The 25104-nt window shown below is 38.1% G+C and carries 18 protein-coding genes; 16 read left to right on the forward strand and 2 right to left on the reverse strand.

Translation table 11 applies throughout. The features are described from left to right. The first annotated feature begins 48 nt into the window (after positions 1–48). A complete protein-coding gene (locus tag BVH04_RS11830; RefSeq protein ID WP_086541678.1) occupies positions 49–3702 on the forward strand; it encodes a hypothetical protein in 3654 nt (1217 codons plus the stop codon). 42 nt (positions 3703–3744) lie between these two features. On the opposite strand, the gene BVH04_RS11835 is transcribed toward BVH04_RS11830, so the two are convergent. Then, positions 3745–4974, reverse strand: coding sequence for an FtsX-like permease family protein (locus tag BVH04_RS11835; protein WP_205635844.1), 1230 nt, complete (start codon positions 4972–4974; stop codon positions 3745–3747). 11 nt (positions 4975–4985) lie between these two features. After that, a complete protein-coding gene (gene rbfA / locus BVH04_RS11840) occupies positions 4986–5372 on the reverse strand; it encodes a 30S ribosome-binding factor RbfA (protein WP_086541680.1) in 387 nt (128 codons plus the stop codon). A gap of 209 nt (positions 5373–5581) precedes the next feature. Between rbfA and BVH04_RS11845 the strand changes: the two genes are divergently transcribed. The 15 genes from BVH04_RS11845 (at position 5582) to BVH04_RS11910 (ending at position 25104) form a co-directional block, all read left to right on the forward strand. Further along, positions 5582–6844, forward strand: a complete 1263-nt coding sequence (locus tag BVH04_RS11845; protein WP_116116535.1) for a hypothetical protein — start codon at positions 5582–5584, stop codon at positions 6842–6844. Between the two features lie 286 nt (positions 6845–7130). Next, a complete protein-coding gene (locus BVH04_RS26485; RefSeq protein WP_086541682.1) occupies positions 7131–7766 on the forward strand; it encodes a LuxR C-terminal-related transcriptional regulator in 636 nt (211 codons plus the stop codon). An 881-nt stretch (positions 7767–8647) separates the two neighbouring features. Then, positions 8648–10879: a glycosyltransferase gene (locus BVH04_RS11855; RefSeq protein ID WP_086541683.1), complete on the forward strand. Its 2232-nt coding sequence runs from the start codon at positions 8648–8650 to the stop codon at positions 10877–10879. Positions 10880–10934: 55 nt separating this feature from the next. Further along, on the forward strand, positions 10935–11501 hold the full coding sequence (locus BVH04_RS11860; RefSeq protein WP_169714417.1) for a DUF4255 domain-containing protein: 567 nt from the start codon (positions 10935–10937) through the stop codon (positions 11499–11501). Positions 11502–11555: 54 nt separating this feature from the next. Beyond that, positions 11556–12599: a hypothetical protein gene (locus BVH04_RS11865; protein ID WP_140160579.1), complete on the forward strand. Its 1044-nt coding sequence runs from the start codon at positions 11556–11558 to the stop codon at positions 12597–12599. 18 nt (positions 12600–12617) lie between these two features. After that, a complete protein-coding gene (locus BVH04_RS11870) occupies positions 12618–14174 on the forward strand; it encodes a phage tail sheath family protein (RefSeq protein ID WP_086541686.1) in 1557 nt (518 codons plus the stop codon). Positions 14175–14201: 27 nt separating this feature from the next. Then, positions 14202–14633, forward strand: coding sequence for a phage tail protein (locus BVH04_RS11875; RefSeq protein WP_086541687.1), 432 nt, complete (start codon positions 14202–14204; stop codon positions 14631–14633). A gap of 106 nt (positions 14634–14739) precedes the next feature. Continuing rightward, complete coding sequence (locus tag BVH04_RS11880) at positions 14740–15285, forward strand: phage tail protein (RefSeq protein ID WP_086541688.1); 546 nt, start codon at positions 14740–14742, stop codon at positions 15283–15285. Positions 15286–15288: 3 nt separating this feature from the next. Next, positions 15289–15444, forward strand: coding sequence for a DUF5908 family protein (locus BVH04_RS25450; protein ID WP_169714418.1), 156 nt, complete (start codon positions 15289–15291; stop codon positions 15442–15444). Beyond that, positions 15444–16157 carry a CIS tube protein gene (locus tag BVH04_RS11885; protein WP_140160580.1) on the forward strand — a complete coding sequence of 238 codons (714 nt, stop codon included), beginning with the start codon at positions 15444–15446 and terminating at the stop codon, positions 16155–16157. Before BVH04_RS25450 ends, BVH04_RS11885 begins: the two co-directional genes overlap by 1 nt. A gap of 9 nt (positions 16158–16166) precedes the next feature. Then, positions 16167–18050 carry a type VI secretion system tip protein VgrG gene (gene vgrG, locus BVH04_RS11890; protein WP_086541690.1) on the forward strand — a complete coding sequence of 628 codons (1884 nt, stop codon included), beginning with the start codon at positions 16167–16169 and terminating at the stop codon, positions 18048–18050. 3 nt (positions 18051–18053) lie between these two features. Next, positions 18054–18305 (forward strand): hypothetical protein, encoded by a 252-nt coding sequence (locus tag BVH04_RS11895; protein ID WP_086541691.1) that lies wholly within the window; start codon positions 18054–18056, stop codon positions 18303–18305. Between the two features lie 427 nt (positions 18306–18732). Beyond that, entirely contained in the window at positions 18733–19152 is a 420-nt protein-coding gene (locus BVH04_RS11900) for a GPW/gp25 family protein (protein WP_086541692.1), read from the forward strand. Continuing rightward, complete coding sequence (locus BVH04_RS11905) at positions 19149–22319, forward strand: baseplate J/gp47 family protein (RefSeq protein WP_086541693.1); 3171 nt, start codon at positions 19149–19151, stop codon at positions 22317–22319. The genes BVH04_RS11900 and BVH04_RS11905 overlap by 4 nt, the downstream gene beginning before the upstream one ends. A 130-nt stretch (positions 22320–22449) precedes the next feature. Then, entirely contained in the window at positions 22450–25104 is a 2655-nt protein-coding gene (locus BVH04_RS11910; protein WP_086541694.1) for a hypothetical protein, read from the forward strand.

Consider the following 25104-nt stretch of genomic DNA (forward strand, 5'->3'; position numbering starts at 1 on the left):
CATATTATAGTTTATATTAGATAAGATTTTTTAGGATAATTTTTTACCATGCTTAAAAGCGTCAAAATTTGGCTGATACTTTTACCGATAATACTTGTTATCGGAGTGATCCTTTATATGCAATCTTTCAATAACCAAAAGGAATTGGAAAATCAGCTGATCAGAAGTGTAGAAGCTTCTAAAAATGATATTTCTCGTGCCCTGTTAGATTACTACACCAGAGTGGATGCACACTTTTTAAGGGTTGGTTCTGCTGAGGCAGCAATTTATAAACTTGGAGAAAAAACAAAAACTGAGTCTAAAAAGCTTGCAAAGATTATCAGATTTGATCCTCACTTCTTCAATCCACGATTAATCAATCCAAATTCGGGTTTTATTAAATCCCTCACTTTCAAAAATGGATTAATTCTAAAAAATGGGTTAGTCATTAATATTGATAATCTTCATTCCGAATTCGATTTAAAGCAATTCAAAGAGACTTTTAAAATCTACACAACTACTAAGGAAGATATAAATACATCATTGGTGGTTGATTTAGAGATTCCTATATCTGAGCTTTTGCGTACTCAAAATACCAATAAAATTTTTGAGCATTTCTTTGTCACCTTTAATGATGGCACTATCCTTTACCCTCCAGAAGAGGCGGGAATCAAATTATTTTTACCCCAGGATGTAGAAATCGACAGTTTGGGTGTGACTAATTCAGGAACAGATATTTTGAAAATGAACTATTCTGGACGTAACACCCGAGGATATGTTTCACCTATTCCCATGGAAAATCAAAAGCTTTATGCTGTGGGATTGATCTCAGAAGAGAGCTATCAAAAAGTAGGAATGCGACTTGACTTTGGTAAACTGAGCTTGTTGATCTTATTCCTGCTGATTTTGATAGCACTCATTCCTATTTTGGGTGTGATGAATCTCTCTCCGGGAGATAATCTCACGCAGAGTAAAGTAACGCAGGTGGGGATCTCACTGCTTTGCTTGACCATTATCATAGGCTATTCCATGTCACAGTTTAAAAATGAGCCTAATCCAGTGGATGAACAAGCGACAATCGTTGATCAGTTGGAGAATGGCTTGAGTGAGACGCTAAGTGTATATAAAAACACCTTGGAAAAAATCACCAGTTATTCTCAACTTGACCACGTTCAAGCAAATTTCAATGAAGTAATTGCGTTCAAACCAAATGGATATGCGGATAAAATATTTTTTAAAACTGCTGATACTGCATTAAAACTCGTAGATTTTACTGACGTCAATTCAGCAATTGACCTAAATAAACGCGAGTATTTCACTTTTTATAAAGATCAAAAAAATCAAAAAGTCACTTTTCTAAATTCCCATTATAGTCGAACAGATGCTCAGCTGGAATCCGTTATTTCAAGAAATTTTGATATTGATTCCACAAAAACAGAAATAAAAGGCATCAATTCAATCACCTTCAAATTAAAAGCAGATTCTAGTTTTAGCAAGCAATATAGATTCTTGGTAATGAAAAAGGATGGGAAGATTCTGCTGAAAAGTGATAAAATATCCTCTCCGATTGCTAAACTTCAAGAAGGCATTAATCTGGAAAAATGGGCAGAAATCAGTTCATTAATGATCAACAATTCCAATTCCGATTCCCAAATCACCACTTATCTGTATTTCAATGGAAACTATTACGCAGGGATATTGAAGCGCGTTAAAACTTCTGAATTTGATGAAGATGTTTGGCTGCTTTTTTTAGTTGATGAGAATATCAGCTATGCTTTCGCTTCTCTGAGTTCTGCAGAGTCAATATCATTGTTGAGTTTTTATTTTTTAGGTTTGCTTTTTAGTCTTGTCATTCAGAAATATTCCAAAAGATCACTAGACAAGCAAGGAACCAAGGCCTTTTTATATTCTTGGCTCGAACCAAATTCCCTAAATCTCCCTCGCTTGAGCTATCTCACAATAGCATATATATTCTATGCTGCTGGGTTGGTTCTGGTGTACTATTTGGCGGATATCAGACATATGGATATGTTACTTTTGCTGATTTATTCCAGCTTCCTGATCTCCTTCGTCAATCTATCTACTTCTATCAGTTCCTTTACTTTTGATGACTTTACTGAATTCAGGGTTCAACGCTACTCGATGAGGGCGATTATCCTGGCAGGCGTTACTCTGGTTATTCTTTTTTATATAGTCTTTTTGAATTGGCAAATCATAAAACCAACACTCTTTCTAACCATTTTAGCATGTGGGATTATTGCAGGATGGTTTTTGATTGTTAAGCCAAAAGTTACTTTTGAAAGTCGTCCAAATAGCATCACTCTTCCTGCCTTTTTAGGGGTTTGGTTCCTAGTCATAGGCTTTATCCCAGGTTATTTCCTACAATCCAAAACTCAAATCTACGAACAAATCATCTGGGATACCCCCGCTAGCGGGATTGCCAGTAACACAAAAACAAATCAACCAGATTCATATTATAAAATGTATGAGATCGAGAGAAGAAAATTTCTCACATGGATTGCAGACCCTTTTGATCAAAAAATAGAAAATTTTATAGCTCCAGATCAAGGTGTTTTCAAAATGGCTATGAACAAAGCAGATATGAATAAACCCACTTTTGCTGGGTTAGTGTATAATGTGTTAATGATAATTACAATGCTTATTCTATTTATCCTTTTTGTAAACATCATTCAGAAAATCATTTTTTATCCATTTTTTAGTTTTCGGAAAAAACCCATTGATTTTTCCAAATCCAAACTATTCTTATGTTGCTCTCAATCAGGAGTTATCACAGAGATGATTGAGAAGGGGCTTAAAGATGTAAAAATTCAAACTATCAACCTCTTGGATGTCGACCTCTCAAAAAAAGATTTGCTAGATGATAGTAGTTCACATTTTCATTTACAAAATATTCACTGCTTAGAAAACCAATTAGCTGTAATCCCACTATTGAATACCCTCATCGATAAGGATAAGTCAATCATCATTAGTTCAGGCAAAAATTGGAATGAGCTTTTTATCTGTATCAAAGAAATCGAAAATAGGGTTATCTATGCAGAGACTTTTACAGAATTTGAATTCCATATTTTACCAATCAGGATAGCTGTTTTGAATTCTAAACCAAAATATATTCAAAACTTTCTGATGCATCGTGCTGAAAATGAAGATAGCATGCAAATGGAGATTGCTAAGTATGCAGACATTTGGTCTGAATTGAATTTCCAGGAAAAACTCATTTGTTACTCCTTTTCTTTGGAGAGATTTCTCAATAAATCCCGCAAAAATGGTGTGCAGGAATTAATAAGGAAAGGCATTTTGGTTCAATTGCCAGATCTTCATAAGCTGCAGGAGAATGTGCAGCAATCAACAGAAGTTGCCAAACATAACTCTGCTGAACAAGAGAATGAAACTAACCTAGAATGGCAGAAGTATGAGTTTTTCAGCAGGCTTTTTCAAACATATATTCTCACCCACGTAAGTAAGGAAGAGATAAAGAGTTTCCAGGATTTTGAAAGCAAAAATGGGAATTCGAAAATGATCCAAGTATCTGCAGTAAGTTTTGTACTGATTTGTTTTGCCTTGATTAGCATATTTGACAAAACTTTTCTTAACGAAATATATGCCTACCTAACCGGAACATTAGGATTGCTCGGTAGTTTATATGCAATTTTAAACAGAGGATTTTCTGGGTTTAAACTTGGCAAAAGTGATACTTCACCCTAGAATTAGACTGGCAGATAGCTTAGAAAGGATTGGTCGTCCATTTCAAATCTCCTTCACCGTATCCACCTGAGAGGCAATCCAAGCTGGTCTTGAAGATGCTAAAAAAGTGATTCCTACCATCGCCACGCTTATCCAGAGGAAGTCACTCCAAATCATTTTTACAGGATAAGCATCTACTACTGCGGAAGAAATCCCAAGCGAAACCAATCCAAAAGCTTGCTGCAACCAGCAAACCAAATAACCAAGAACTAGCCCAATCACTGCACCACTAAAAGCAATCAATGCTCCCTGTTTCAAGAAAATTCTTCTTATCAGTTTATCAGTAGCCCCCATAGCTTTTAGCACAGCTATATCTTTTTTCTTTTCGATCGCCAGCATACTCAGCGAAAAGAAAATATTGAAGGAGGCTATCGCCAAAATAAAGGTCAACGTGAGGAAGACGAACAATTTTTCCATCTTCACTGTACGGATAAGACCTGCGTGCTGCTCGTCTGCATTTTTAACCAAGAAATCATCGCCGAGATGCACCTCCAAGCGTCTATGAACTTCAGCATTGGAATAGCCTTTGGCTATTTTCACTTCAAGTGAAGTCCTTTTATCTCCATATTTCAGCAAGTCTCTGACAAATAAAAGTGGGGCAATCACGTATTCATCATCAAACTGCCGCTCACCTATACTGAAATACGCAACAGGATCTAGCATGCCAGATTCATAAAACTGAGAGGGGTCGATCGAGGCGGCACTTCGGGGAGCTTTTGGATAATAAATTTTCAGGGGGACATTGACATCGTCCAGATTCACCGAAAGAAAGAAACCAACACCCCTGCCTAAAATAGCAGCTGGATTCAGGGGTGTTCCCAACGTGGTATCACCCCAGAAATAGCCTCTGGAGAATCGCTCCTGATCCAGAAAATTATCGGAAACTCCTTTGATCCTGCCAATCATCTGGTTGCCATTGTAATCGAGCAATGCATTGTCTTCGATGATCTCCGTGAGAATCGCTACACCTTCTAGGTTTTTGATACTGTCAAGCCATTCTTCACTGGTCATAAAGCTTTTCCCTACCACAGCCTCTATTTTCAGCTCAGCATCGAAGCTAGCAAATAGGCCACGAATCAAATCCTCCAAGCCATTGAATACAGACATCACAATCACCAGCGCCATCGTGCCCACAGCAACTCCTATCATAGAAATTCTGGACAAAATGGTGATAAAATTCCGCTTCTTTTTGCTGCGAAAATATCTGGAGGCTATGAAAAAACTGAGATTCAATGATAGTTGGATTAATCCTCTTCTTCTTGGTCTTCCTCTTTGGGTGGAGCAGGTGGTATTGCCAAATTAGAAATCACCTTATCCATATACTGTGCATAGGCTGCAGAGTCATCTGGAAAAAAGGCTATTTCAGGGATCACACGAACCGATTTGCCAATTCGCTTGGCCAATTGATGTCTGATTTCCTTTTTGTGCTCATTGATGAGCTTATAAGTTGCTTCAGGATCAGCCAATAAAAAGCTTAGGTAAACTTTTGCCAAGCCCAGATCAGGACTCATCAAAACCCGCGTGATCGTCACCATAGCCCGTCCGACGAGGTGTTTTGATTCTTTTTGAAATATATCACCAAGCTCTTTTTGGATCAACTTGGAGTATTTTTGTTGTCTTTTACTTTCCATATGAAGTATTTGTGGTACAAATTTAGCGAAATAGTTGGGCAAGCTTTAATTTCGGGCAAAACCAACCAAACACTCTTCTCCCATTTACCTTGTTCAGCTTTTTTAAATTAAATGACCCCTTCAGGCTTATCGGCATAGGAATATACATTCTCCTGCTGACAATCGTCTATTTGACCCTTAATCCTTTCCCTATTACCAATCCTCAATTGATGTGGATGCTTCTGGGGGAGCGCTTGGGCCAAGGATATTTTTTGTATCAAGATATCATAGATGACAACGGACCTCTTTCGGCTGGATTCTTCACATTTATGGATTTGCTATTTGGGCGAAGCCTCTTTGCATACGAAATAGTAGGTAGATTATTAATATCCTTTCAGATACTGTATTGGAATTCCATTCTGATCAAGTTCAAGGCTTTTGATTTGAACACCTATCTGCCAGCAATCATCATGGCAGCACTATTTCACTTCTCGTTTGATTTACTCAGTTTGAGTCCAGCATTATTGGGAAGTACCTTCTTGATATTAGCGCTAGGACAGCTTTTTTCTCAAACAGTCCTACAGAAAGATACAAGTGAGTCCACCTTATTAATAGGAATTTATGCAGGTCTGGCCACGGGTTTTCATCCCAATTACATTGTCTTTTTACCTTATATGATTTTCACAGGAATTGCCATCAGTAGCTTTTCCTTCCGTCAATTGATGCTATCACTTGTGGGATACTTTTTGCCACTATTGTTGATTTCTGTATTCTATTTTTGGAATGACGGTCTGGAGGAAGCCATTCAAATATGGCCATTGACATTCCTGTCTGAGAAGTATGAATATCAGTCTCTTTTAAATTGGTTGTATCTTGGAATATTTCCATTATTACTGGCTGCGGCAGGTTATTTCATGGCTACAGTGCTACGTGGATCGACCATTAACCAGCAGAAGCAGCGGCAACTTATCCTCATTTGGCTACTTTTTTCGGTAGCTGAATTTTTCATTATCAAGAAGCAATCTTCATATCAACTGGTGATACTCATACCCGGACTCACGTATCTCATCACCCAGTTTTTCTTGAATACCAAAAAAGAGATTACATCGAAAATTGCCTTTTATCTTTTGGTTTTGGGCCTTCCGGCAGTTGCTTTTATGTACTGGCAGCAAAAGGTTACAGATTCGGAATACTTTGTAGCCAAAAGTGAAGCAAAATATTCAGGCGATATCCTGGTTTTGGGAGACAACCTCTCTCCTTATCTCAATGCCAGTCTAGGTGGTCCATTTCTTAATTATCGATTGAGTAAGCTTTATCTAGATCAAGATCGTGATTTGAGAGAAAAGGCAAGACTCTTCCAGATGCTTCAAAAACAAAAGCCTTCGATAGTTCTCGATCCAAATGGGGACTTCGAAAAATTACTCAAGCAATTTCCAGCTTTGGCGCACCAATACAATAAAACTTCATCGGGATTTTTTACTTTGAAAAAATAGAATTGATCAACTACTTTACACAAAAAAGGATAGGTGAACTGATATTTTAATCATTTGATTATCAGTTAAATAAACACTATTTTTAAGGGACAGTTTGTTTTTTTCTACACCTAATTAATTTTTTTATGGAATCGCTCAGCCAGTTGCCAGTAGAATTTTCATATACTGAAAAGACTCAGCTTAATATCAAATGTTCCGAAATATACCTTAAAAGCCAATTTATACTTTTGAGAGATTTTTGGGTAGAGAGTATCGTCAAAATTCTACATTTTTAACCAAGTAAACCATGGAGCGGCATTGCATCATCGGCGAACCCACGCTACTTTCCGAAGGACTTCAGCACTATCTTGAAATTTATAGAGAAGCAAACGTGAATCTAATATCCCTAGAGGATTTGAAAACCAAAGGAGTTGTCATTTTGACCGATGTACAGTTTCTATGGATAGGTGTGATTCAGGAAATCAAGTGGCTACTTAAACTCAGTCAAAAAATTGTCCGAAATCAACCTAAGATCAAATTATTTGTGTTTGGGGAATTTAAGGATCCGAGAAGCATCAAATCAATTTTCAAATCAGGTGCTTCAGGGTATCTTTTATCTAATTGCAGAACCCAAATTCTGAAAGAGGCAATTCACAAGGTCCATATGGGAATCCCTTTTCTGGATCCTCAATTGACGGAGATTTTTATTGACAACCTTCTTCAATCCCATCATTCGATTGCGTCTAAAAATCAATTGACCAAAAGGGAAAAGCAAATCCTCCAATTGATCGTGCAGGAATACACCACAAATGAAATAGCAAACAAACTTTTCATCAGTTTCTGTACTGTCGAAACCCATCGCCTGCATTTAATCCAGAAGATGGGAGTCCGGAATACTGCAGGATTAGTCCGAGAGGCTATTTCGTGCAACCTTGTCGACTGATATCCATGAATTCATGGAGTTTTCAAAATCCATGAATTCGTGGAATTTATTGCAGGAATTATTATTGAACTTTGACTAATCATTTCAATCATTACCTCAATGTCAATAAAATATTTGTTATCCATTTTCTTAGAAAAAGTGGAAAATCCTTCTATACTTTTGATGATTTAAGTTTTTCTTTCTCGGTTTCTTGAATTTACATGACTGTAAAGATCTAATATCCATTTCAAGTTTAAAAAATTGATTCCTTTTCAAGGATAATTCCAATCTAAGTTAATTTTAATTCATTTTGTTTTCAACTTCCCCTTGTCCTTAACACAATATTGTGATTAAGAAAAGCGAAGCTTTAATTTGATCTATTATTCATCGTTCAAAATATATATAATATATTTATCTCAAGCAGGATAACCCAAATAGGCAGTATAACTATGCTAAATACTACTAAATGATGAAAAAATTATTCAGGTTGGATTTTACTCTAGTAGCCATAATTGTCGAATGCGCCACGTGATACTGTACACACGAACTCTAAATTTTAATTCTTTTTTTGCACTTTGAGACAGAACATTAGAAAGCATGACATTAAGTAATCCCAAATCAAATTTGGAATAAAAAAGATAATTATCTTGAATCGGTTTAAAAATTTATTTTTAATGTTTGAAATCTAATTCAGTTATTTTAAGTACGAGATCAAACCCTTCTAAAATCCTTTAGATATATTTTACTACAACAACTACAAGAGCATCAATTATCCAAACCTATCTATTTGCATCTTTTTTTTCTAACCGGGGAATTATATAAAAATCACATTTCCCGTCCCATTTGAAAATGAAAGAACAGAGTTAGTTCCAGTTAATTTTTATGCTATATGAACATTTTCCATGAATAGTTCACTTCAACCACTGGTTTCCTGTATTATGCCCACTTTCAATCGACGGAAATTTGTTCCGTTTGCAGTTAAATATTTTTTAAGGCAGAATTATCCGAATAAGGAGCTCATTGTAATTGATGATGGTACTGATTCCATCGAAGATTTGATTCCGGATGAAAGTTCTATTCAATATTACCGTCTAAATAAAAAGATCACGCTGGGAGAAAAGCTTAACCTAGCCTGTGAGTATGCCAAAGGAGAGATCATAGCCCATTGGGATGATGATGATTGGTATGCTCCTACGAGAATTTCTTACCAGATCCATGAGCTCCAAAATAATGAAGCGGATGTCTGTGGAATCAACAACCTACTGTATCTTAACCTATCTACAAAAAATGCTTACCAATACATTTATCCCTCAGACCAAAGACCCTGGCTCATAGGTAGTTCACTCTGCTATTCCAAAGCGATATGGAAGCAAAATCACTTTGCTCCCATTAATGTTGGAATGGACGCATTATTTGTCTGGACCAGTCCTTCTCATCGGGTTCAAAATTTAGCAAATAAGGAGATATCCGTGCACATGATACATGAAGATAATGTAAGCCCAAAGAAGACGGGTGGCATCTGGTGGCATAGTTACCCGCTGGAAGAAATCCAGAATATCATGCAAGAAGATTGGCAATCTTACAGCAATGGTGCCTTTCATTCACCAGCTATAGCGGTAAAAGGAAAAGCAATTGAAGCAAGCAGTCTGCCAATGCCTACTGCTCAAAGCCTGCTGAAAAATGTTTATGCGTGTGCTGTCCACGAAAGTGAAGACTGCGTCATAGACATGGTACGCAATCTCCATTTTCATGACCCTGATTCAAGAATTATCCTTTACAACGGCGGATTAGATCAAAATCTTCTTAATAAAGGCTTTCCATACGAAGATCTTGGATGTGAGATTTTTCCGAATCCCGTTCCTTTACAACATGGGTATCTTCACAACTACGCTTTAAACTCGATGAAATTCGCCTTACAGCAGGCATCCTTCGACACTTTCACTATTGTGGATTCGGATCAACTAGCGATTAGGGATGGCTACACTAACCATATAAGCGACTATTTGAAGTCCCGAACGACAATTGGTTTGCTTTCCAATAAACCCGAAAAGATTTCAGTAAATGATACTGGCGTATGGACGGCTATCCAGGCATTCAATGAATTGGAACTTTGGAAACCTTTATTAAAGCAGTTTCATGATGGGGAAGAAAAGTTTGTTCATTGGAGCTTTTGGCCATCCACAGTCTTTACCGTAGATGCTGTTAAAGATCTATTAAAGCTTTTTGATCAAAATGTCCAACTTCAGCAAATCATGAAGAAGACCAAAATCTGGGCAACCGAGGAAATAGTCTTACCTACTCTAATACGATTATTAGGTTATGACATTGGTTTAAATCCTTGCGCTAATGATTTTGTAAGTTATCGAAAAGATTATTCGCTGCATGATTTAGAAAATGCCGAAAATAAAACTGATGCCTTTTGGATCCATCCTATTCAACGAAAATATGATGATCCATTGAGAAAACAAACCCGTCAAAAATCCAACCATTACATCCCTAAGGGTATGGAATTATTAAAGGAAACAAAAACTGTTGACCTGCCACTGATGCTACCTTTATTAGAGAATATCAGTAAGATTGAAGGCTGGCTGGCCGACAAAGAAGCAGATTTGCTCATTGCCTCCACTCTTAAGGCCTGCTGTTCTTTACATCCGCCACACATTATCGTGGAAATCGGCAGTTATCATGGTAAGTCCACCGTGGCAATAGGGACTGTAATCAAGGCGCTTTTTCCATCTGCCAAAGTTTTTGCTATTGATCCTCATGAAGGTATAGTGGGCGCCACAGATCAGGGGCTCCAAAAGGTAGCTCCTACATTGGAGAAGTTTAATCAGAACATCCATGAGGCAGGCTTAGAAGAGACTGTGATTTTAATAAAGGATTATTCGTTTAATATCGACTGGAAAGACCCGATCTCATTTTTATTTATTGACGGATTGCATGATTATCCCAATGTAGCGAGAGATTTTTGGAAGTATTCACCACATGTCCTCTCCGGGGGATTCATTGCATTTCATGATTATGCAGATTATTACCCCGGAGTAATGGCACTGGTGGATGAGGTACTACTATCAGGTAATTTTAGAAAGATCTGTCTTGCCGAAAGTTTAATGGTTATACAAAAAGTTAACTGATCAGAGGATGCTACGAACAGCATTGGAATTTCTAACTGAAGAATTAAACCTATACATGAAGGTAAAAGATCCTATCAATTTTGGAAATGTCGATTGTGTTATTCTATCAGGTTTAATGAATCCTGATGGAACATTTGCTATTCCTATGGATCAGGGAAATGATAGTTTTAAAGTCATCTTAACACTAATAAATCTGGAGGAAGACCGAATAGCTGAATCGCAGTTGAGCTACCAAAAAAAAAACGACAACTTTCAGGTGATCAATCCCCCGGTTAATATCAATGCACTTATTCTCTTTTCTGTTTACGCCACCAGTTACCCCACTGCTTTAAGACTTCTATCCAATGTCATTTCCTTTTTTCAATCCAATACAGTATTTACACCAGAAAAATATCCGCATCTAAATGCCAAGGTTGAAGAAGATAAACCATGGGAAAAACTAGAAAAACTGCTGGTTAATCTGTACGGAACGACTTTAGAACAACAAAACAACTTATGGGCAGCTCTTGGCGCGAAATATATGCCCAATGTGATTTATAAGATAAGAACCATGAGCTTTATTGACCATGAGCCAAAGATGCAGGCACCTCCTATTACCGAAATAAACATTTTTGAAAGCTAAAGACCACATTCATCTGTGACATATGACCATTAAAAGAATAGGCAAAACTAAACCATGATACAAATCAAATACAAGCTCCTGTATGAGATAGAAATACTTCATGGCTTTTACCGTACGGGTAGATGTCCCGATTTCACATTGGTGCCTACCCAAGCGTGTAAGTCCCTGCTAAATTCATTTGGCCTCCGCTTTTTACCTAATAAATTTGGAGGGCAGGTATACGCCAAGGTCAACATGGATGAAACCATAAAAAGCCCCCTCACTGACGGAAGTCATTTTTCCTTCTTAATGGTATTGAACAATCCTAATTTCGATAATTTTTCAGTACTGAATACCTTGAAGCCGAAAGGGAGCCACTACTACTTCAATAATTACACTAGTAATCTATCATTAGACTCCTCCCCATTGCTGGTGGCGAACAGTACGACTAAAGTGGTGTCAGATTCGGATTTGATGCCTTTTGTACTCCATAGCTTTTCATACAAGCATGAGAATACAGCTGGCGTACAAGACAGCTCACTCCTATTCACTGATAGCGGGGAGGAATTCGATCAGAGTCTTAACAATCACAATAATATATTCAATTTCAGCTACAATCTTATGAAGTCCAATGGAGGGAGGGCAAGACTTATTGTTGAGGAAGTAGAAAAAGCAGCGATGTATGTATTGTCACCGAATGATCTCCAAGATATATTTGGTATGATAGAAATATTCTACAAAGCCAGCTTGCCTACGGAATATCAATTTCAAAACAACAACCTCACTCTTTCATCAAAATCATACAAAATCTCTTTTGCCAATACGGCCACTCGATGGAGGTATATAATTAGCAAGAAATACAATAAAGCATTGACAACGGTAATTGTCGGAAAAACTAATGGAAACCCAATTCCTTTTACGGCAGTGCCCAACCCACCTGCGGATCAGTTCATCCTAGCCTCAAATCAGCCTGTTTCTTTGCAGGAAGATCCTGTTACAGGAATTCAATTACGCGATCAAGCCGATAAAGTACTCATAGCCAATCTTCCAAATCCACCATTAATGTTGGTTAAAACAGAAGGCTCTGAGACTTTCTCGGATATTCTTATAACTATTTAACCCGTTAAACTTCATATCATGGCAGATGTATTTAAAACCCCAGGGGTGTACATAAAAGAAATCCCCACCTTTCCACCTTCGGTAGCAGAAGTGGAAACCGCTATTCCCGCATTCATTGGATATACCGAAAAGGCGATATTCAATGGAAAAAGCCTTAACCTACAGCCAATTCGTATCACTTCACTTTTGGAATATGAGCAGTTGTTTGGTTTTGCACAGAAAGAAAAATCTATTACCGTTACCATCACAGATGTTAGCGATTCGGGCTCTGTTACCCGTACCATCAATGCGACAAGAGCTCCGACAATAAGTTCACGGTTTAAATTGTATTACGGTTTGCAAATGTATTTTGCAAATGGTGGCGGACCATGCTATATCGTTTCAGTTGGCGCCTATCCCGATGGTACTGCTTCTGACACCAATGTTACAAAAGACGCATTAACAGCTGGTTTGACAGCAATATCAAATGTTGATGAGCCTACGTTACTTGTTTTTCCAGATGGTACCGCTCTTGATTCATCAAATTATTATGCCTTAATAAATCAAGCTCTTTCGCAATGCTTTTTGCTACAAGATCGCTTTACCATAATAGATGTAAAACAAATTTCGGGTACTCCAAATGACATTAATAGTTCAGCTGATGATTTTAGGAATACCGCTACTCTGGGAAGCAATCTTAATTTAATGAAGTATGGAGCAGCCTATTTCCCATACATTGAAACAACGTTAAATTATCGATACGATGACACAGATATCAATGTAGCGTATTCAATCAACGGAACAACAGAAACTATTGAAACTGATGGAAGTCCGGATAATCTCAGTATGGCATCTATTCTTGCTCCACAAAATGGGATGAAAAATGCTATACGAAACGGCCTTAATTTGCAAAAACCTACGCCCAGTATACCTTCATCACCACCAGCTTCACCGGTTTTGACAGGCAATACAGAGTTGTACAACTTAATAAAACTACAATTGCAAAAGTTGACTATTACGATGCCTCCATCCTCAGCAGTAGCGGGTATTTATGCCGCCGTTGATAGTTCAAGAGGAGTTTGGAAAGCACCAGCAAACGTGACAATGGCCTATGTAAATGCAGCAAACTTAAAAATTTCTCATGAAGCCCAAATGTCTCTGAACGTGGATCCTACATCCGGTAAATCTATCAATGCAATCCGTTATTTTACAGGTAAAGGGGTGATGATATGGGGAGCAAGAACCTTAGCTGGAAACGACAATGAATGGCGTTATGTACCAGTGAGAAGGTTCTTCATTTTTGCGGAAGAATCTATTAAAAAAGGAACTGAATGGGTTGTTTTTGAACCAAATGATGCGAATACCTGGGTCCGTGTTCGAGCGATGATTGAAAACTTTTTGGTCAAGCAGTGGCGAGCGGGAGCATTGGCAGGAGCCAAACCAGAACATGCATTTTTTGTTCGCGTGGGCTTAGGCCAAACCATGACTTCGCTAGACATTCTGGAAGGCCGCATGAACATCGAAATAGGAATGGCCGTAGTCCGCCCGGCTGAATTTATCATTTTGAAATTCTCTCATAAACTTCAGGAATCATAACCTTTAAAATACCTAAAACAAAAAATCATGGCTACTTATCCATTACCCAAGTTTCACTTCCGAGTTGAGTGGGGAGGGTCTACCATTGGCTTCTCTGAAGTTAGCGGACTAAATATCGAAAATAAGGTAATTGAATACCGGGATGGCGCTTCTCCCGAGTTCAGTAAAATTAAAATGCCCGGCATGCGGGAGTTCAGCAACATCACCTTAAAAAGAGGTGTGTTTAAAGGAGATAATGAGTTTTTCGGCTGGCTTAATACCATCTCGTTAAATGCGGTTGAACGCAGGGACATTACCATCTCTTTATTAAACGAAAGTCACGAACCTACCGTGGTTTGGAAAATTAAGAATGCATTTCCGCTAAAAATTCAAAGTACTGATTTGAAAGCCGACGGAAGTGAGGTGGCTATAGAACAAATAGATATAGCTCATGAGGGCCTGGTAATTCAAAACGGTTAGTAATAGCAATTTTCAAAACTGCTTATATATGCCTCATCCCCGTCCCTTCTCCACAAGAGAATATCGCTTTGACTTTTAATCGTTTTTACCTTACATATTCTATTTTATGAGCTTGATAAGTGGTATAATCGACGGGTTAATTTATCCTCCACCAGGATTTCATTTTCTGGTAGTTATTGAAATGTTTCCGCAAACGCCGCAAGATATTCGATTCCAAAGCGTAACAGGGTTAAGTGTAACAATACCTACTGAAACCGTGGCTGAAGGTGGTGAAAACAGATTTAAGCATCAGTTTCCGGGAGTCCCGCAATTCAATAAATTGGTACTAAAGCGTGGCTTATTTCTGGGATCTTTTGTAAGTCACTGGGCCAGAAATAGTATCCAAAACTTTGAATTTGAACCCAAAAATGTGCTTATCAGCTTATTGAATGATAACCACATCCCACTTAACGTTTGGCACGTTTTCAATGCCTATCCCACCAAAATAGATATCTCAGAGTTTAATGCAGAGCAAAACACGCTGGTGGTAGAAACGCTTGAATTAACCTATCAATACTACAAACCGATGGGTTTAGATGATTTGATAGGCGGGGCAGTTGGGGCAGTTGCAGGTGCTATTGGTGGTGCAGTTTCAGGATCTATTAGCTTATAAAATATGCCAATTGTTATAAATGAAATTGAAGTGGCGGTTACCGTGGCAGACCATGTAGCAGAGGGTTCAACTACCGAAAACTCTTCCTCCAAAGAGGAAATAGTTAAGCTATGTGTAGAGCATGTTATGGCTATCCTAAACCAAAAAAATGAACGCTGATGATAGATATTTTAAGTAGTATATCGCCATTGAAAGCTGGAGAAAAGCTTAAGATTCAATCATGGGTTGATATTGAAAGAAATGGAAATCCAACCAGCACGTTCTCGGCGTTTATCAATCCGGATGAGATTTCGCTCAATTATAATGTTCTTACAGAAACCACCTCAGCCGCAGGTTCAACCGGTAATGCGGGAGCTTTTCTAGGAACTTCGCCATTTACGGTTACACTTAAATTTTTTCTGGACGGTACGAATGCTAACGGCGTAAAGCTGGATGTAAAGGCAAAAGTTATTGAATTTTACACCGCTACAGGGTATGATGGCAAAGGTCATCGAACTCGTTTTTTGCGCATTAACTGGCCTGGGCTGTTATGGTACAGAAGTAATCAGTTTGTGTTTGATTGTGTGCTCAAAACAGCTACGATCCAGTATAAATTGTTCAAATCAGATGGTACACCTCTTAGGGCGGTTATCAACGCCACTTTTATAGAAAAACGGAAACCGGCAGAAGTTCAGGCAGAGGTTGATGATCAATCTGCTGATTTAACACACATTCGGGTTGTTAAAGAAGGTGATAACTTGCCGAACTTAGTGCTGAGTATATATGGAGATTTTAAATACTACCTCGAGGTTGCCAAAGTAAATAAGCTCAAAAATTTCAGAGACCTAGTACCCGGGGATAAACTAATGTTTCCTCCTTTTAATACAGCGTAAAAATTATCCATGGCTGCAGAAAGAAGCATACCTGCCGTTGAAACCGTTGCGGAATTTAAGGTCTTGATAAACGGAAATGAACTCCCCAGATCGGTAAGTAAGCTGTCTATTAGTGTAATGAAGATGGTGAATAAAATTACCACGGCCACCATAATTATACTAGATGGAGAAGCTGCCACGGGCCAGTTTCCCTTGACGGACGGAGATTTATTTACACCTGGAAATAAAGTGGAGATTAGAGCCGGAGATTCTAACACAACAACAAGTATTTTTATAGGCTTAATTGTGAAGCAATCGCTAAAAGTCAGAAATGGCGCTGCTCCCAATTTAATTGTAGAATGTAAACACACAGTTGTTAAAACCACGCTGGGGCGAAACAACAAATATTTCCATGATTCAACAGATTCTCAAATTATTAGTCAGGTGTTGGAAGATGCCGGTTTTACAGAAGGTTTGGTTATAGCAGATACAACCGTTGTGCACAAAGAAATGGTGCAGTATAATAGTACCGATTGGGATTTCATAGTTAGTCGTGCCGAGGCGAACGGTCAGGTCGTATTAACTAATGATGATACGATTGTGACTCAGAAGCCAGAGGTAACCACCGACGATGCCAAGCTATCTTTATTGCACGGAGCCACCATTCTAGAGCTAGATGCTGAAATGGATAGTCGCAATCAATTTAGTTCTGTCAAAAGTAAAGCTTGGGATATGGCCAATCAGGAAATTGCAGAAACCAGTGCCGCTGAGCCGCAAAACTTGCTAGAAGAAGGGAGTTTTACCACTACAAATTTGGCGGCAGTAGTTGGTCCGGCTGAATTTGTATTAAGTCACGCAGGCGCCATTACTCCAGATGAACGGCAAGCGTGGGCAGATGCTCAGTTGCTAAAATCACGCTTATCAAAAATACGTGGCCGAATAAAATTTCAAGGAATAGCCACCATAAACCCCGGAGAGGTAGTAGAATTAAATGGCTTAGGTACCCGATTTAACGGAAAAGCTTTTGTAAGTGGTGTAAGACAAGATTATTCACAAGCGGAAGGCTGGAAAACCCAGGCACAATTTGGCCACAACCCCGATTGGTTTATTGAAGAAAATCACGTTACAGCTCCTAAAGCAGCAGGCTTATTGCCAGGAGTTATCGGTCTACATACGGGTATTGTTACTGATAATGAAGACCCGGAGGGAGAGCAACGAGTCCGTGTAAAAATGCCTTATGTAAATGCAGATGATGATGGGGTTTGGGCACGAATCGCGCTAGCCGATGCAGGTAATGAACGGGGAATGTTTTTCAGACCTGAGGTCGGTGATGAGGTAGTGCTTGGCTTTTTATATGACGATCCAAGGCAACCTTTAATTTTGGGCATGCTACATAGTTCAAATAAAGTCCCACCAATTAGCCCAACCAATGATAATTTTAAAAAAGGCTATACCTCCCGGGAAAAACTGAAACTCACGTATGATGATGAGATTAAAGAAATATTGATTGAAACGCCCGGCGAAAACAAGGTGTTTATAAGTGATGATAAAAAGGGGATAAGTTTAGAAGACCAAACCGGTCATAAAATTACTACCAAACCCGCGTCCATTACTATTAAGGATTCAAAAGATAACGAAATTACAATTGATGTAGATGGCGGCATAATCAAGATAAAAGCCAACTCGAAAGTAGTGGTAGATGCGCCCAAAATTGAATTAGTTGGCGGGGCAAGTCATCCCTTGGCATTTGGCGATGAGCTTCTATCGCACCTAAATAATATGAAAACCGCTTTTGATACGCACATGCACCCAGGCGAAACTGCATTGGGAATGCCGGTAAGCCCGGCGCCACCTGCTGCCCCCATGCCGCCGGCAACCCCTAGTTTATTATCTACAAAAGTAAAAACAGGTTAATTTATGGCTTTAATACCAGGAAAATACGGTCAATTGGGTGGTAGTATGGCAGAGGCCATTCAAACCGCCTTTAACAACCATTACAAAGAAATAATTGGCAAAAATCCACCTGCCTCCAACAAGCAATTCGAGCTATTATGCCTAGCCGTCGCCGAAGGTGTAATTAATCATTTAAAAGCACATCCCGAAGCATTTAAAGTTAAAACCAAATTTGAAGGATCAGTGATTTATGAAGGGGTGGTTACAATTGAGTAGATGACAACTTCTGAATGTTAAGTCGTAATTTCAAGATCTTGAGCCTTAAAATTTAAAGGTTTGATAGTTAGTCAACTACAACTCATAGCCCAACTCGTTAAATCCACTTACATCTTAAATCATCGGCTCGAAATCAAAAACCCCGCAGTCTGCGGACAGCTGCCTAATACATGGGAGCAGGTATAAAGTAGATAATCTGGTGATTTTGGATTTTGGCTTTAGTCAGAATGCCGCTTTTGGAATTAAGCAAAGTCATTGCTGATATAAACGCTATAACTCTACTCCTGTTTTTAGCTAATGTAGTGGGGTATTGTTTAGATGTTCAGCTTTCAATAGGGAGCTTACAGCTTTGAGCAATTAGGCATAATGTTTCAGTTTGGCGACTTGATATTTTTTACTTAAACTTTTTACTTAAAATTTCAACTTAATGGACATATCAGTACGCTCATTTCTGGGTAAGGGATGGGGATTTCCGCCTACATTTTCTAAACAAACCAACGAGGTTTTGATGACGAAGGACGAGGAGGATATCAATAAAAGCTTAGAAATTTTGCTGTCTACCACTATTGGCGAACGCTTTCTGCAGCCTTTGTATGGATGCAATCTCGAAAACTATGTGTTTGAGGTAATCAATCCATCCACAAAAACTGCTATTAAATTAACTGTTAAAAATGCTATCCTGCTTTTTGAGCCAAGAATTAAACTGATAACAGTTGAATTGCTGGAAGATTTTATTGACGAAGGCAGAATTGACATTTCGGTAGATTATGAGGTTGCCAATACCAATACCCGTTTTAATCTAGTGTATCCTTTTTACTTAAACGAAGCAAATAATAAATCGGCATGAGTACCAAAGCTATCGATTATAAAGTATTACTGAAACGTGATGGGCAAACCCAGCAACAGCGCATGCCACCATTGCTAGACCCAGCTCAGGTACCAATAGAAAATCGGAGTAAGGAAGAATTATATCGGTACGTACAGCAAATAGCAAAACAGATTAATTTTTTTGATGTAAACCCGGCAAATAAAAAGATCATTATAAACGGAACTTGGGATAATTTTTTTAACCTGACTTTTCAAGAATTTAGTGACTTAGCAGCCAGTTCATCTTTACCTCCACATCTTGCCCTATGGAGTAGTTTTATTGAATTATTGGTTCAGCCTAAAGCATTACTCAATTCGCTTACCAAGCACCATTTAGATTTTTATTACCAGCAAGTTTTAAATTTAGACAAGCATAACCCTGTTCCTGACAAAGCCCACGTTATTTTCGAACTTAAAAAAAATACTGAAAATACACTTCTTACCACGGGAGTTCCACTGTTGGCGGGAAAGGATAACACAAAAAAGAATCTCTATTATAAATTAACGCATGATATAGTGGTGAACTCTTCAAAAGTTTCACAGCTAAAGGCATTGTTTGTAAACCCAATTAACAAAAATTTTATACACCACGCGCCTATTGCCAATTCAGTGGATGGTGTAGGTGCTGTTCTGCCAACCGCAAACCCTAAATATGACGGCTTTGGCAGTGCTGAGTCACCAAAGGCACAAATAGGCTTTTGTCTGGCCAGCGGGGTATTATTAATGAAAGAAGGGGACCGCATGATCACCGTAAACTTAACGGTTAAATACTTGAACGAATCTTCAAAGAATGAGGCACTTACAGCTGGTATTTTTAAAGTGAGTATTACAGGTGAGAAAGGCTGGATAGGACCTAAGCTGACCTCGACAAGGATTACTTCTGTTGATAACCAACTTTATAAGTTGACTATAACTTTTAATATCAGTAAAGATGAACCCCCTGTAATTGCTTATAATAAAGCCTCTCACGGCAATAATTTCGATACCATACATCCGATTTTACAGATACTAATTAATAATGAAAAATCTGATTTTGGTTATCAGGATTTACTGAATGCAGAACTAATAGACGCCCTTATAGAAGTGGAAGTAGCTGGTATAACTTCACTAACTCTCGAAAACGATAACGGCACTCTTGATCCTAAAAAGCCTTTTACGCCGTTTGGGGATTTGTCTGATAAAAACTCCAACTTTTATATACAGCATGAAGAAACTTTCTCTAAGCGTTTAAAAGAGTTTTCTTTCAATGTAGAATGGAAAAATATTCCGGATTCAAATCTGGCTAACTATTTTAAAAACTATAATCTGTCGGGCAATGGTAACGGTGATTTTACCGCGATAGCAGCCTTTAAAGATGGTTTTTCATGGAAAGAACAATATCATCGGGTTAAGCTCTTTAACACCTCAGATGCTCAAGTCAAAACCACCTGGACATTTACTAATCCGGCATTCCCGGTATTGCTTCCGTTTTTTGTACTGCCTACGCTCCACACGCCCTATTTCCCTAACCCCGGCTTATCCATAAAACAGAATGTAAGCAGTAAAATGTCATATCTTTTTCCTGGTTTTTCTGCCCTACAACCAAAAGTTAATTTTGTAAAGGCAAAAACGACTTTCAGTTTGCTTACTTATCAGCCGATAATTTTGCAATTACTGAATGTTTATCAAGACATCCGGAAAGGGCAATTACGATTACGCTTAGACCATAGTTTTTTATTTAAAGATTATAGAGATAAATACACCAAAGAAATTTTAAGGTACAGTGCGGAAGGAGGGGACCTGAACCTTCCGGCTGAGCCCTTTGCGCCAGAAATGCAATCTATCAGCTTGAGGTATATAGCCACTACCGCTAAAATTAGTTTTAATGGCACTACGCTAAATGACTATTTAAGTGAAGAAATAGAATACTTTCACTACGGTGCCTTCGGCCAAATGCGAGAACATGCCTACACCCTCAGCAAGCAAAGTTTCTTGAGCAATAAGAAAGTGAAACTGGTGCCTCAATATACTGACGAAGGAGGTTTACTTATTGGTTTAAATGATATATACGCTGAAGATTCTCTCTGTATGTTATTTCAGTTAGCAGAGGGAAGTGCCAATCCGGAAAAACCGAAAGTAAAACTAAACTGGAGTGTGCTTTGTGATAATTATTGGAAAAACTTAGGGAATGAAGATTTTATATTTGATACTACAAATGATTTGTTAACTAGTGGGGTTATAAAAATTATTATCCCAAAGGAAGCAACTACAAGCAACACAATTTTACCAGAAAATTTATTGTGGCTTAAAGCGTCTATTCCGAAAGATAGCGATGGGGTTTGCAAACTGCTGGATGTGCAATCAAATGCGGCCATTGCAGTTTTTGATAATCAGGATAACGACCCTTCACACTTGCAAAATGCAAAGCCGTCGGGTTCTATAACCAAACTGAAAAATGAAATTGGAGCTATTAAAAAAGTAAATCAGCCTTATTCGAGTTTTGGTGGCAAAATGAAAGAAATTGATCAATCCTATTATATGCGGGTAAGTGAGCGGCTTCGTCATAAAGAAAGAAGTATCGCAATTTGGGATTATGAAAGGCTGATTTTACAACATTTCCCGATGGTTCATAAAGTAAAATGCATTAACCACGCAACTAATTCTTCATTTTATTCTCCTGGAAATGTTTTGATAGTGGTGGTTCCCGACTTAACCAATCGAAATGCTCTTGATCCGTTTAAGCCAAAAGTTGATAAAAACACACTAGACGAGATCTATGCTTTTTTAACACATCAATCTACAGCATGGGCTCAATTTCAGATCATAAACCCTATCTATGAACCTGTGCAAATATCTGTAGATATTAAACTGAAACGGGGCTTTGAATTTAATTACTACGAAAAAATCATCGACCAAAAGCTGCAGCAATTTCTATCACCATGGATAACAAATTCAAGCAGCGATATCCACTTCGGAGGAAAAGTAACCAAATCAATGGTGGTCAAGTTTTTAGAAGATCTAGAATTTGTTGACTATTTAACTTCCTTTTCACTATCCAAATTTTCTCCGAGCAATAATGCTTTTGGCAATAACCTAGAAGTTGCCGAAGCATCAAACCCTGCATCCATATTGGTATCAGCTATGCAACATATCATTAATAATGAATAGTTCTTGAGTTATGAACCATTCAAGAACTCATTGAAAAAACAAAACTGCGTCCCTGATATTTTCCATAGATGTGAAAATTTGATGCCCAGAATTTCTAACCAAAATTTCCCTATCTGCACTAAAATAAACCATGAGTGATGTCTTGACAATTTCCTCGAAAAAGCCTGAGCAAAGTGCTTTTGATTATGAAGCTTTAAGAAAGATTGGAATTAGCCATATTGAAAAAACTGCATCGGCTATTTGGACAGATTATAACATACATGATCCAGGAATTACGATGCTGGAATTGATGTGTTATGTGATTACCGATTTGAGTTATCGAAGCAATAACAGCATCCCAGACTTACTGGCAACACCGACCGATAGCAAAACCAATATTTTAAAACATTTCATTTCAGCTGCCCGCATTTTCCCGAATAAACCTGTAACAATTAACGATTACCGTAAGTTGATTATCGATATAGAAGGAGTCAAAAATGCTTGGTTAATCAAAAAAACAATTCCAATTATTGCAGATATCACGTGTAAAAAGCTTCGTTTTATACCTCCAGTAACCGGAAAATGGGAACCCGTAAATGTGCAAGGCTTTTACGATGTACTTTTAGAATTTGACACCAACGTTACCAAAGAACAAAAACTAAATATCAAGCAAATTACTCGGGAAGTAGTTCTTGAAAACCGAAACCTTTGCGAAGACTTTTTGGCAATTGAAGAAGTAACCAACCAACAGTTTAGGCTTTGTATTGAGCTGGAATTAAAACCAGAGGTAGATCCTTTTGAGGCAGTGGCTCAAATGCTTTTTAATATTCAACTTCATCTAACCCCTTTAATCAAATTTTACTGGCTTAAAAATTTACTGGATCAAGGGTATACCACAGATTTAATTTTTGAAGGACCACTGCTTACACATGGTTTCATAAAAGAAGAAGAATTAGTCGCGTCCAACCTAAAAACTGAACTTCACCTGTCTGATATTATGCAACAAATTTTAAATGTTACAGGCATCAGTAATATTCTAGACATCATTTTTAATGCGACGGATCAGGTTAAAGAAAGTCCTAATAAATGGATCATCCCAGTGGCATCCGGCAAACAACCAATCCTTAATATTCTTGAATGCAACATTCTGGTATATAAAAATGGCATACCGTTAAGGCCAGATAAAAATGTGATTAAAAATAGATTCGAGCGGTTGATGAGCGAACACATTATCGGGAATGACAAGGTACGCACCGAAGACATCAGTTTTGCCACCGGAAGCTTTTCAGATACAGGGAATTACTTTTCTATACAAAATCATTTCCCTAAAAATTATGGAATAAGCCATTGGGGGTTGCCTTCCGATGCTACTGATGAAAGAAAAGCACAAGCGAGGCAGTTACAAGGATACCTGTACTTTTTCGATCAGCAATTGGCAAACTATTTTTCGCAGCTATCGCACCTGCGTAATTTATTTTCAACAGAAGATGAAACGGCTACCTATTTCTCCGAGCTGGTTACTAGTTTTAGCCAAGCTGAGGGATTGTTTGCAAATAGTGACAGTATTCGCTCAATCATTCAGATTGCAGCAGAAAATAAAATCGATTTTTACAAACGTCGTAATTTATTTTTAGATCACTTACTCTCCAGGTTTTCAGAATCGTTTTTTGATTATGTGAACGTTCTTTACTCCGGCTTTACTTCAAATACCAAAGATGTAATTAGTCCGGCAGTTATAAATCAGGAAGATATTGTTAAGGATAAAATAAACTTTTTAAAAAACTATCCTGAATATAGTGGCAAGCGTTTTACAGCCTATCATTATGTCTCTGATCTAACCTGGGATACAGATAATATCAGCGGTTTAGAAAAAAGGCTTAAACGTTTATTGGGATTTGACAACATGAACAGGCGCAACCTGATAAATTTATTAACTACTATTCAACACGGTTTTAATGAGTTTAACAATGATCAGTACTGGTTCAGTATTAAGGATTATGGAAACAATAAAACATTATTGGAGGGAAGGATAAAATACTCTAGCAAAGAGGAGGCGTCATTTGATCTAGAAGATGCATTGACATTAATTTACGACTCGGCAAACCTGAGAAGCATTGAAAACGCAGATAGTACCTTTAGTAATCAAGTCTTAAAAGCAGGAGTTGTAATCGGAAGCAGTACAGAAATATATACGACTAAAGAAGATGCAGATGTCGATCGTTTATTATTAATTACATTGGTTACTGAGACTCGTGCTGAGGAAGGAATGTTTTTGATCGAACATCCTTTGCTTCTTCCCAGCCCAAGCTTAGAAAAACCTGAATCTCCCCCCGATTCGCCACCATCTTCCCCAATCGAACCTCCAGAATCGCCTTCAAAAGTAACCAAAGATTTTTTTCTGCCCATTTGTGTAGACGAAAGTTGCAGAGATTGCCAAGATAGGGATCCATATTCCTTCCGCATCAGTGTGATTTTGCCAGCCTATGCTCCTCGTTTTCTTAACCTCAGCTTCAGAACATATTGTGAACAAACGATCAGGATGGAATCACCAGCACACACTTTTGTTAAAATTTGTTGGGTAAGTAATGAACAGTTAGTAGAATTTCAGGATGCCTATAAAAATTGGCTGACACTAAAAGCCTCCGGTGCACTGGATTCTGATTATGTGAAATTAAATAGGTTCATTGAGATTTTCACTGCCTTGAAATCCGTGTATCCAGTGGCACGTCTCGAAGATTGTAAAAGTACGGAAGAGCGCACCCTCTTCTTATTAAATCAAAACGCATTAGGAACACTTAAAACATAA

The organism is Algoriphagus antarcticus (genome assembly GCF_002150685.1).
GTDB classification, from domain to species: domain Bacteria; phylum Bacteroidota; class Bacteroidia; order Cytophagales; family Cyclobacteriaceae; genus Algoriphagus; species Algoriphagus antarcticus.